This window comes from Pseudophaeobacter sp. (genome assembly GCF_039971195.1).
In the GTDB taxonomy this organism is placed as follows: domain Bacteria; phylum Pseudomonadota; class Alphaproteobacteria; order Rhodobacterales; family Rhodobacteraceae; genus Pseudophaeobacter.
In genome coordinates this window covers 1-10759 of sequence record NZ_JBDWPJ010000231.1, presented here as the reverse complement: position 1 = coordinate 10759, position 10759 = coordinate 1, and the positions used below count along the sequence as shown (strand labels likewise).

Annotated in this window: 13 protein-coding genes and 2 pseudogenes; 4 read left to right on the top strand and 11 right to left on the bottom strand. The window is 60.7% G+C overall.

Features of this window, described 5'->3' with window-relative positions; genetic code table 11:
* The 4 genes from mobB to ABJP42_RS20140 form a co-directional block, all read right to left on the bottom strand.
* Positions 1–210 (bottom strand): molybdopterin-guanine dinucleotide biosynthesis protein B (mobB, locus tag ABJP42_RS20155; protein WP_348343659.1); only part of this gene is annotated, 210 nt, incomplete at its 3' end.
* Entirely contained in the window at positions 207–848 is a 642-nt protein-coding gene (gene mobA, locus ABJP42_RS20150) for a molybdenum cofactor guanylyltransferase MobA (protein ID WP_348343657.1), read from the bottom strand. The genes mobB and mobA, both read right to left, overlap by 4 nt.
* The gene (locus tag ABJP42_RS20145; RefSeq protein WP_348343655.1) at positions 835–1317 is read right to left on the bottom strand and encodes a hypothetical protein; all 483 of its coding nucleotides are present in this window, start codon (positions 1315–1317) and stop codon (positions 835–837) included. The genes mobA and ABJP42_RS20145 overlap by 14 nt, the downstream gene beginning before the upstream one ends.
* Before the next feature lie 6 nt (positions 1318–1323).
* Positions 1324–2217: a formate dehydrogenase accessory sulfurtransferase FdhD gene (locus ABJP42_RS20140; protein ID WP_348343653.1), complete on the bottom strand. Its 894-nt coding sequence runs from the start codon at positions 2215–2217 to the stop codon at positions 1324–1326.
* A gap of 55 nt (positions 2218–2272) precedes the next feature.
* On the opposite strand from ABJP42_RS20140, the gene ABJP42_RS20135 reads away from it, so the two are divergent.
* Both ABJP42_RS20135 and ABJP42_RS20130 read left to right on the top strand, forming a co-directional pair.
* Positions 2273–3013, top strand: coding sequence for an AzlC family ABC transporter permease (locus ABJP42_RS20135; RefSeq protein ID WP_348343651.1), 741 nt, complete (start codon positions 2273–2275; stop codon positions 3011–3013).
* Entirely contained in the window at positions 3010–3339 is a 330-nt protein-coding gene (locus ABJP42_RS20130; RefSeq protein WP_348343649.1) for an AzlD domain-containing protein, read from the top strand. Before ABJP42_RS20135 ends, ABJP42_RS20130 begins: the two co-directional genes overlap by 4 nt.
* A gap of 474 nt (positions 3340–3813) precedes the next feature.
* On the opposite strand, the gene ABJP42_RS20125 is transcribed toward ABJP42_RS20130, so the two are convergent.
* From ABJP42_RS20125 to ABJP42_RS20100, 6 genes and pseudogenes are all read right to left on the bottom strand, one after another.
* On the bottom strand, positions 3814–4485 hold the full coding sequence (locus ABJP42_RS20125; protein ID WP_348343647.1) for a hypothetical protein: 672 nt from the start codon (positions 4483–4485) through the stop codon (positions 3814–3816).
* A 9-nt stretch (positions 4486–4494) separates the two neighbouring features.
* Positions 4495–4629, bottom strand: coding sequence for an aa3-type cytochrome c oxidase subunit IV (locus ABJP42_RS20120; RefSeq protein ID WP_348343645.1), 135 nt, complete (start codon positions 4627–4629; stop codon positions 4495–4497).
* 130 nt (positions 4630–4759) lie between these two features.
* Positions 4760–5248 (bottom strand): hypothetical protein, encoded by a 489-nt coding sequence (locus tag ABJP42_RS20115; RefSeq protein WP_348343643.1) that lies wholly within the window; start codon positions 5246–5248, stop codon positions 4760–4762.
* A 161-nt stretch (positions 5249–5409) separates the two neighbouring features.
* On the bottom strand, positions 5410–5859 hold the full coding sequence (locus ABJP42_RS20110; RefSeq protein WP_348343641.1) for a DUF6173 family protein: 450 nt from the start codon (positions 5857–5859) through the stop codon (positions 5410–5412).
* 48 nt (positions 5860–5907) lie between these two features.
* Positions 5908–6954: pseudogene (locus ABJP42_RS20105) on the bottom strand (MBL fold metallo-hydrolase).
* 2 nt (positions 6955–6956) lie between these two features.
* Positions 6957–8660: an acyl-CoA dehydrogenase gene (locus tag ABJP42_RS20100; protein WP_348343637.1), complete on the bottom strand. Its 1704-nt coding sequence runs from the start codon at positions 8658–8660 to the stop codon at positions 6957–6959.
* A gap of 154 nt (positions 8661–8814) precedes the next feature.
* Here ABJP42_RS20100 and ABJP42_RS20095 point away from each other — a divergent pair, with 154 nt between their 5' ends.
* Positions 8815–9804, top strand: a complete 990-nt coding sequence (locus tag ABJP42_RS20095; protein WP_348343635.1) for an L-threonylcarbamoyladenylate synthase — start codon at positions 8815–8817, stop codon at positions 9802–9804.
* Between the two features lie 18 nt (positions 9805–9822).
* Here the strand turns inward: ABJP42_RS20095 and ABJP42_RS20090 are convergent, their stop codons facing one another.
* Positions 9823–10380, bottom strand: a complete 558-nt coding sequence (locus ABJP42_RS20090; RefSeq protein ID WP_348343633.1) for a YqgE/AlgH family protein — start codon at positions 10378–10380, stop codon at positions 9823–9825.
* A 161-nt stretch (positions 10381–10541) separates the two neighbouring features.
* Here ABJP42_RS20090 and ABJP42_RS20085 point away from each other — a divergent pair.
* A pseudogene (locus tag ABJP42_RS20085) lies at positions 10542–10759 on the top strand (protein-disulfide reductase DsbD domain-containing protein); the annotation flags it as partial.

Sequence of the window (10759 nt, the reverse complement as noted above, 5' to 3'; positions counted from 1 at the left end):
GATGCGGTGGGTCGAGGCCAGCACCACCTCGGAGGCCCCCGCCATACGGTGACGGTGGCTGTCGGTGCCCTGCTGATCCACATCCGTGCTGTGATGGGCATGTTTGATGGTTGAGACCCTCAGGCCGCGTTCGGTGAACTCTGCCACCAGACGTTCCATCAGCCCGGTTTTGCCGCAGTTCTTCCAGCCGGTGATGCCGTAGAGTTTCATCGCAAAAGCTCCTCGGCCCGGGGCAGATCTTCGGGCCTGTTGACGTTGAAGAAGGGATCAAAGGGCTCTGCCTCAAACAGGGCTTCGCGGCCCTGGTGCTGATCGGTCCAGATCACCACCTTGCGCAAACCCTCCTTGAGCGCCGCACGCAGGTCATCGCGCAACGCTACGGGCCAAAGGCCAAAGGTTGGATGGCGATTGACCCTGCTGCGCCCGCCGGATTTCAGCTCTTCGCCGGTGCGCGGCGTGGTGGCCAATACCAGCGGATGGTCCTGCCCCTCAGAGGCTGCAACCAGGCGCGCCACCAGATCCTGCGGAAAGAAGGGCGTGTCGGCAGCGGCAGTGACGATTGCCTCAGCGCCCTGTTCCGCCGCCCAGTCGAGCCCCGCCAGCACGCCTGCAAGGGGCCCGGCAAAGCCCTCGATACTGTCGCGCACCACCGGCAGGCCCAGGTCGGCAAACCGCGCCGCATCACCATTGGCATTGAGCGCCATGCTGGCAACCTGCGGAGCCAGCCTGTCTCGTACCCGCTCCAACAGGCTGTGGCCACCGATCTGCAGCAGCCCCTTGTCGCCCCCGCCCATGCGGGTGGCAAGACCGCCTGCGAGGATTACGCCGATGGGTTTAGCTCTGGTCATGGTTAACGGCCTTCCATGGAGATGGGCGCAATGCGGCCCAACTTGGTATCACGACAAGCGGCCAAAGCAGCAGCGGCCAGCCAATTGCAAACGGTAGCAACAAGAAAGCAGAGACAAAAAGCACCGCAAGCGCAAAAAGAAAATGCAAGATTGCCCTCCTCAAGCGCTGAAGCATTTCAGTGGCTTCAGCGGGGGCAGACAAGTCCAAAGGTGTTCCCCACAGCAGCAATCGAAGCAGCAGCCTGTTTCTCTTGAGGTTTTTTCGCATGTTCGCAAGAGACGGCAGAACAGCAACCGGAGGCATATCCTCCAGCCAGCCGTATCTTTCTCTCTCCACAAGTGGCACCTGCTGCATCAGTCGAAAATAGGCTCGGTGCAGCTCAAACATGCGCCCAGAATTATACAGCCCATAACCTCCGGCAAGTGCAACGAAGGAGATCTGGTAAATCAATTGAAGTTGTTCATTCATTTGGGCTCATCCCTCACCCTTTCGGCGATGTGTCTTTGTCTCAACCGGGGCGTCGCGCGGATCCATGTCACGCTCTAGCCGGTCATCGCCGGACAGGCAGGTAAACCGCTGGCCTTTCATACGGCCAATCAGGGTGAGGCCGACCTCGCGAGCGATCTCAACACCCCAGGCGGTAAAGCCCGAGCGTGAAGCCAGGACGGGTATGCCCATCATTGCGCATTTGATCACCATCTCAGAGGTCATCCGGCCCGTGGTATACATGATCTTATCCTCAGGATCGACGCCCTCTGACAGCATCCAGCCCGCGATCTTGTCCACCGCGTTATGCCGTCCCACGTCTTCCATATAGACCAGCGGATGATCGCGATGACACAGCACCGTGCCGTGAATGGCTCCGGCTTCCAGATACAGGGACGGGGTGCGGTTGATCTTATGCGCCAGGGCATAAAGCCAGGAGGACTTCACCGGGGTAGCGGGCAATTGCACGCCCTCCAGCCCCTCCATCATATCGCCAAAGACGGTGCCGACGGCACAGCCCGAGGTGCGGGTCTTTTTCTGCAGCTTTTCCTCATGGCTGGTTTCCACCGCGGTGCGCACCACAACGGTTTCCAGCTCCTCGTCAAAATCCACCCGCGTGACCACATCGTCAGGCAGCAGCATGCCCTGATTGCGCAGGAACCCCAGCGCCAGATATTCCGGGTAGTCGCCAATGGTCATGGCGGTGACAATTTCCTGCCGGTTCAGATAGATGGTCAGCGGGCGTTCTTCGACCACCGAAAGGTCCACAGGCGCGCCATGCTCATCCATGCCTTGCACCGGGCGGGTGAGCCCTGCGCGGGCGGGATCAGGCGCAATCAGATACTCGGCCAAGATTTCTGTGAGGTCAGTTTTTATTACCAATTGCAAAACCTCTATAAGCTGCCTAGCTATTCGGCAGTCAATCTAGGACGCGCGCATGGCAATCACCACACCGAAATCCCTGTTTTTGAAAGGACTGGTCGACAGCCTGCCCTTTCTGCTTGTGGCCAGTCCTTTTGGCCTGCTTTTTGGCGTCTTATCCGCCGAAGCGGGACTAAATGTCCTTGAGGCCCTGGCGTTTTCATTGGCGGTCTTTGCTGGTGCGGCTCAGTTTACCGCCCTGCAACTGCTGCAGGAGAACACGCCGCTGCTGATCGTATTGGCCTCGGCGCTGGCGGTGAACCTGCGCATGGGAATGTATTCCGCGTCCTTAACGCCCTACCTCGGTGCGGCGCCGATGTGGCAGCGTGCCATTGCCGCCTATCTGACCGTGGATCAATCCTATGCCCTATCGATCGTCAAATTCGAGGACGAGCCCGAGCTGACCGTGCCCCAGCGGATGGGCTATTTCTTTGGCACCACTTCGGTGATTGCCCCCAGCTGGATGGCAGCCACTGTCATCGGTGCCTGGGTTGGCGCCCAGATCCCGGCAAGCTGGGGGTTGGACTTTGTTCTGCCGCTGGCCTTTCTGGCCATGATCGGGCCGATGCTGCGCACCCCGGCGCATATGGTGGCCTGTCTGGTTGCCATTGTTGTCTCTTTGCCGGCCACGCTGATGCCCCATAACCTCGGGCTGATCGTCGCGGGTCTGGCCGGGATGATGGCCGGTGCCCAGACTGAACTCTGGCTTGAACAGGCGAGCGCGCGCAGCAAGGCCAAGCAGGAGACAGCCCCATGAGCACTTTTGACCAAACCAGCCTCTGGATTGTGATCATGGGCATGGCCTTGGGCAGTTTTGCCCTGCGCTTTGCCTTTATCGGTTTTATGGGCGGGCGGCAGATGCCTGACTGGCTGATGCGGCACCTGCGCTACACGGCCGTTGCCATCCTTCCAGCCTTGGTCACGCCGCTGGTGGTCTGGCCCTCCCCCACGGGAGGCGAGACTAGCCTGCCACATCTGGCAGTGGCGGTGCTGACCTTTGTAGTAGGCTATCTGACGCGCAATGTGCTCTGGGCGCTGCTGAGCGGCGCCGGTGGGTTCTTGTTGCTGTTTTTGCTAGGGTAGTTCCGAAACGCACCCGGTCGATCAAAAAGGAAAAACCGTGGACCATAGGCTTGACGAATTGATTGCCCTGGCTGCTGAAGCTCCAGATCAAAGGATCACGGAGAACCATGTTCGCTCCCTGTCTGAAGATCTTTCAAATGAGGCGTTTTACAATTCTCTCGGCCTGGAGGTCGCCCGGAGGTACCAAGGCGGTATACTCAGCTACACCCGCTGTGATTCCATCATGAACGATCTTTGGTCTGTCTGGTCGGACACCTCAACGGCAGGATGGCGCCCTCCCCATTCTTCGAAGTGTTCGAAGCCTTTGATGCGGGTGAATATCATAGGGCCAAAGACAAAAGCGACTCACCAGAAGCGGAATTCACTAAGCCTATGATAGATGAAATCCTGACACGCCAAGCTGACCCACAAACAATTTAGAAAGCCACAAAGCAAAGGGCTGAACAGGCATTCCCTGCTCAGCCGCTGTAGGGGCTATTCGCTCTGCGTGGCCTCATAGGTGAGGACGACATTGCCCTCCGCCAGGGCCTTTTGCAGGTCCGCGTCGTCATCCTCATAGTATTTGGTGGTGACAACGCCGGGAATGGTCTCAAACTGCTCCTGCAGTTTCACCGGATAAAAGGTCACCTTCAGATCTTCAAAACCGGGCAGTTTGCTCAGGATCGAAGAGGTTGAATTGGCACAATAGGCCCCAGGCACGCGCCCCGTGCCAAGCGCCAGCTCATAGGCCATCTGCGCCTGCTCTGCTGTCACTTCGAGCCGCTGCATCACAACATGATGGGTGCTGCGGGCATGGGAGCCGCGATAGGCCAGCACCACGCCCGGGGTGATGCCAAACAGCACGTCGTTCCGCTCAGGCACCACATCGGCATAGAACGATCCCGCCGGGTCAAAGATCACCCGCTCAGAGGCATTGATCATCAGTGAGGTATGCCCCCCTGCCCCGGTCCGGTTGTTGACCATGGTAAAAAGCGTCAGCGCAGGTGGACCATTATGGGTATAAGAGGCCGCTGCCAGCGTTGCCGCATCCGCATTGGGCTTTTTCTGTGCGGCGCAGCCCGCCAGGGCAACGCAGCTTGCAAAAAGAGCCGCACGCACAGCGATACGGCCCGGCGCAGTGCGCCCAAACAGCTTACCAGCAGTCATTTGCAAGGATCAGGTCGCAAATACGGCGAGAAACAGCGCCACGAAGATCAGGAAGATGGTAAAGCGCGTGGTGAAGGAGATGAAACCTGCATAGGTTTCTTCTTGAACTTTGCAGTCCATGGTACCGTGTTTGTGTTCAGCCATGACGGATCTTTCTATTCGCGTAGGTTTTCTGCTGGATACTGGATTTCAAATTGCCTGTCACCACGTCATTGCCGCGCAGGGGGCGAAATGACCGACCTGCGGCCATATGGTCGCGTCTTTGACCCGGCTTTTAGCAGTTTGGATAGCCATAGCCCCAGCGCCAGGGCAGCCCCGAGCAGGGCTCGCCGCCGAATCGCACCGCATAAAACATCGCCTGTGACAGCTGCCACAAGGCCCGCTGCAGCACCTCGAGGCTGACGCCGTACTCCTTTGCCAGTTCCGCACCTTGTTCTTTGGCCAAGTGCTGCACACAGAGGCGCAGCGCCTGATCTGCCGCGAGCCGGGCCTCGTAGCTGGCCGTGGCACTGCGGGCGCCAGTGATGTCGTGATAGGCCCTGTCATGGCTGACACAACAGGGCTCAAAGGGCGGTGCCTGGCTGTAGCGCCCCGCAAACCCCGGCCAATAGCCCGCCACCTGCTGCCAACCGGACGAAAGCCCGCCGCTGCAGCCATCCGAGGTGAAATCACTGAGCGGGGCTGCCTCTGCCGCGATCCGCTCCAGCAGGAGCGCATGGGTGCCCAGCTCCAGATCCCGCGTCCATTGTGACACTGACCCCACTGGTTTTTCCTCTGTCTGCCCCCCGTGGGGCAGCAACAGAAGCAGACTCAGAAAAAGCAAACACCGCCTCCCGGTCCCGATCAGGGCCCAAGCGACGGTGCTGAATTTTTGCGTCAGATCAAGCACATCTGGCCCTTCTATAGAGGTGCCCCCGCGGTGGTTCAGGTCTCCAGATCGCTGGCGAGGCGAAAGCCGATGCGATTGGCAGGCACTTCTTCGCGGGGTTTTGGCAGGGCGCGCAGCATCACATTCATCTGGCTGACATGCTGCACCAGTTGGGTTTTGCTGCCGCCGCCATCTGTGCCGTAAAAGGTCACGATATCCGGGTCATAATAGCCCATGCCCTCGATCCGCAGAACTCCAGCGTCACCGCCGACAAAGCCCATTGCGACCTCGTGCTCGCCATCCAGCTGCTTTTCGAAGTTCTGGATATAGAGGATCAGCCGCTCATAGGCCCAGCGCGCCTGGCTTTTGGAGTCGTCGGTTTTTTGCAGCGGCTCGGGCACCTCGGTCAGGCCGTTCTTGGCCTCCGGATCCGCATGCACCTCGTGCACACAGGGCATTGCTGCCGCCTCGACCGCCTCAGCGCTGGTTGAAATCTTATTGTCCATGGCCACTCACTCCCCTGGTATTCCCTGGCCGGGGAGCTGCCCCGGCGCTTAAGTCTTGCTCTGATACAGCCAGGCGCCGTCTTCGCGTTTGATGCGGCTGACACGATCTGTGCGGTACAGATGATTGACATGGGCCACGGCCTCAACCAGTGCAAGCCCATATTCGCCTTCGCCGATCTTACGCTTGAACAGTGGCGCAAAACAATCCGCCGCCGTCTGGGGTGTTTCCAGATGGTTCATCAGCCGGTCCAGCGCCCCGTGGTGATTATCAATCAGCTGCCGCATCCGCAGCGGCAACCGGGTAAAGGGCAGCTTATGCCCGCCCAGCGCCAGATGATCGGCCCGCGCCAATGGTGCCAGACGTTCGCAGGCCTCCAGCCATTCGCCCAGGGGGTCCGCCATCGGTTCGGTGGCATAGACCCCGATATTGGGGCTGATCGAGGCCAGAATCTGATCGCCGGTGATCACCAGATTATCATCGCGGCTCCAGAAGGTTGCGTGCTCTGGCGCATGGCCATTGCCCATATGCACGTCCCAATCGCGCCCGCCCATGCGAAACACATCGCCCTGCTGCACCCGGGTAAAGCCCAGCGGCATCGGGTAAACCATATCGGAGAAATTGAACGGCCGATCCGCAATGCGTTTCTCATAGATCTCCGCATCCATCCCGGCAGAGCGGTAATAGGCCAGGGTCTCGGCGGGCCAGGTTTCCTGCACATCCAGGGTCAGCATACGGGCAAAAAGCCAGGCGGTGCGGCTGGTGACCAGCTCGGCGCCATATTCGGTCTGCAGCCAGCCCGCCAAGCCGATGTGATCGGGGTGGTGATGGGTGCCCACAACTCGGCTCACCGGCTTGCCCTTCAGGGGGCCTGCCATCAGGGTCTCCCAGATCTCGCGGCTTTTGCGGGTGTTGAACCCGGTGTCCACCACCGTCCAGCTATCGCCTTCATCCAGGGCGTAGATATTAACGTGATCCAGCTTCATCGGCAGCGGCTGCCGCATTCAGAGCACGCCTTCGGCGACCTCGATCGCCTCGCCCAGTTCGGGCGGTTCGGTCCAGGGGGTGCGCGGGCCAACTTCGGGAACGCTTGCCATGATCAGCCTGCCAGTTCTTCGAGTGTGAGCGCCATGGTGCCGGCAGCACCTTCCTGCACATGGGTCAGCAGGCCGGCGTGTTCCGGCAGCATCCGTTTGATGTAGAACCGTGCCAGCTTTTCACGCGGACCGCCCTTGTCGGCAATGGCTGCTGTCAGATGGTAATGACCACCCAGAACCCGGGCAAAGGCCCGCAGATAAGGCACCGCCCCGGCAAAGCGATCCTGCAGGTCATCCTGCTCCACCAGCCATTCGGTGGTTTCGCGTAAGGACTCGCAGGCCTGCCAGACGGCTTCGCCCATATTGGGATGGGTGGCCCGGGCGCCCTCGGCCTGAGCTTCGATTTCATCAATGATGCGATGCGCCATATCGCCCCCATCCATCATCTTGCGCGCCACCAGATCCATCGCCTGAATGCCATTGGTGCCCTCATAGATCGAGGTCACCCGCACATCGCGCAGGAACTGCGCCGCGCCGCTTTCCTCGATAAAGCCCATGCCGCCATGCACCTGAATGCCCAGATCCGCCACCCGAATGCCGGTATCGGTGCCAAAGGCCTTGGAGATCGGGGTGAGGAAGGCAGCCCGCGCCTTCCAGTCCGACGCATCGGTGGCTTGCCCCATGTCGATGGCATGTGCACAGGCCAGCATGATGGCGCGCGAGGCATAGGTATCCGCCTTCATCTCCATCAGCATCCGGCGAACATCGGCGTGGTCCGCGATGGACCCTGAGGACGTCTTGCCCTGTTTGCGCTCCAGCGCGTAGGCCATAGCCTGCTGATAGGCCCCTTCGCCAGCGCCAACGCCCTGACCACCCACGCCCAGCCGCGCGTTATTCATCATGGTGAACATCGCCGCCATGCCGCCATGTTCGGGACCAACCAGCCATCCCTTGGCGCCATCAAACTGCATCACGCAGGTCGGGCTGCCATGCAGGCCCATCTTATGCTCAAGGCTGACCACGCCCAATGTATTGGCCACACCCGGCGTACCGTCTTCTTTTGGCAGGTATTTAGGCACCAGGAACAGCGAGATGCCCTTGGTCCCCGGCACACCATCCGGCAGTCGTGCCAGCACCAGATGGCAGATGTTCTCGGCAAAATCATTGTCGCCCCAGGAGATAAAGATCTTCTGGCCGGAGACCGCATAGGTACCATCCCCATTGGGCTCGGCCTTAGAGCTGAGCGCCCCCACATCGGATCCTGCCTGCGGTTCGGTCAGGTTCATGGTGCCAGTCCATTCACCCGAGATCAGCTTGGGCAGATAGAGCTCTTTCAATGTGTCACTGGCGTGATGCTCCAGCGCCTCGATCTGGCCCTGGCTCATCAGGGGGGCCAGTTGCAGCGACAGACAGGCACCCGACATCATCTCGTTCACCGCCGCCGTCAGGGTCATTGGCAGCCCCATACCGCCATGCTCGGGCGCGGCGCTCATGCCGATCCAGCCGCCCTCGGCGATGGCCTTGAACCCCTCACCAAAGCCCGGCGAGGTCCGCACCACGCCGTTTTCCAACGCCGCCGGCTGCAGATCGCCGCCCCGTTGCAGCGGCGCCATGACCTCGTCACACAACTTGCCCGCCTCGGTCAGGATCGCGGTGACCAGATCGCTGCTTGCCTCTCTGAACCGGTCGGTCTGGGCAATCTGATCAAAGCCCACCACGGTGTTCAGCAGGAATTCATATTCGGATACGGGGGCACGGAAGGTCATGGGCGTCCTCTTGTCGGCCTTAAGATTTATCGCGGACCTCGGCTTGGCATTGCCAGATCGGCCCGGTATGTCTGTTGCGCTGGATCTCTCTCCAGCTGATCGATTACCTAACGCCCACCCTTCTGCAATCAACCAAAACGCCGCGTCACTGAAAATGCCTGAAGAAACCGCCCAAAATGCAACGCAAGTGCTGGATGCCATGGCCGGCGGGATTGCCCGCGCCGCCCAGCTGCTGGCCGCGGGAAAACTGGTCTCTTTCCCAACAGAGACAGTCTATGGCCTCGGTGCTGATGCCCGCAATGGCACGGCGGTGGCTGCGATCTATGCCGCCAAGGGGCGCCCCAGTTTCAACCCGCTGATTGCCCATGTTGCTAGCGTCGAGGCTGCAAAACGTCACGTCCAGTGGAATGACTGGGCCGAGGTTTTGGCGCGCGCCTTCTGGCCCGGCCCGCTGACCCTGGTGCTGCCACTGGCGCCGGATCACGGCATTTCAGAGCTGGTGACCGCCGGGTTGGACACGCTGGCGCTGCGGGTGCCGGCGCATCCATCGGCGCAAAAGTTGCTCACCGAACTCGACGGCCCCGTCGCGGCCCCCTCAGCCAACCCCTCCGGGCGGATCAGCCCGACCACGGCGGATCATGTAATGGCAGGCCTGTCTGGGCGCATCGCCGCAGTGGTCGATGATGGCGCCTGTGGTGTGGGGCTGGAATCCACCATTGTCGGTCTTGCTGGGGCGGCGCCCGTGCTGCTGCGCCCCGGCGGCCTGGCAAGTGAAGAGATCGAGGCAATTCTGGGCCAGCCTCTGGCAAGCCGCGACATCCACGATCCCCTGACCGCCCCCGGCCAACTCTTGTCCCATTACGCGCCACAAGAACGGGTGCGGCTCAATGCAACCTCTCCCTGCGCGGGCGAATGCTACCTCGGATTTGGCCCCCACAGCGGCGCCCGCGCCTGCGATCTCAGCCTGTCTGACAGTGGCGATCTGGCAGAGGCGGCCGCCAATCTCTTTGGCCATCTGCACCGGCTGGACGCCATGGGCCTGCCTATCGCGGTGGCACCGATCCCCGAGATCGGGTTGGGGGCTGCAATCAATGACCGGCTACGCCGGGCCGCAGCCCCGCGCGACACCCCCTCGGCCTCATAAAGCCTGCGCCTGCCTAGATCAGGCAGAGCCGGCGCTGGCCGAGAGGCTCAGTGGGTCAATACCCAATGAGGCCAGCGCCGCGCCCCATTTCTCGCTTTCATCGGTGCCAAAAATCAACGCATCCGAACTCTCGGTGGTGAGCCAGCCATTGGCGATGATCTCCGCCTCCAGCTGTCCCGGCCCCCAGCCGGCATAGCCCAGCATGATCAGCAACTGTTCCGGGCCATTGCCCTGGGCAATATCTTCCAGAATATCCAGGGTTGCGGTCATGCCATAGCCTGGCGGCACCACAAGCGAGCTGATACTGGATTCATATTCCTTTGAATGCAGCACAAAACCACGCTGGGTCTCCACCGGCCCGCCAAAACAGATCTCGCGTTCGCCCTGGCCTGCCTGGGTGACAGGAATCTCAAGCTGGTCCAGCAGGTTGCTCAGCTGCACATCCGGGGCCACCTTGTTGATGATCAGCCCCATGGCGCCATCCTCGCCGTGGGAACACAAAAAGATCACCGAATGCTCGAACCGAGGATCGCCAATGCCCGGCATTGCAATCAGAAGTTTCCCGGTGAGATCCATGCTCTGCCCTTTCCTTTGGCCCATTTTGCCACCCTTCCAGCATGCCGCCCCACTCAGCGAGGTGCAAGAGCCTCCCAATCCAGCGAGACACAACAGCGCAATTAACCGATTGAACAGATCGTGACTTGGCATTTGCCCGGCAAAGTCCCATTTATATTCCCATGCGTGAATGTAGATCCCATACCCCTGCCAAACCCGCAGCTGCCCGGCGCAGCCTGATTTCCTGTTTTGGCCTCTTGGGCCTGGCACTCAGCGGGTTCCTTGCCCCGCAGATTGTTGCAGCGCAAAGCGCGCTGCCAAAAAGCCTGGATGAGCTGGTGCAGGTCGAAATCCTCGATGGCGGCGTTCGGGCCGATGGTACTTATGTGGGCGCCCTGCG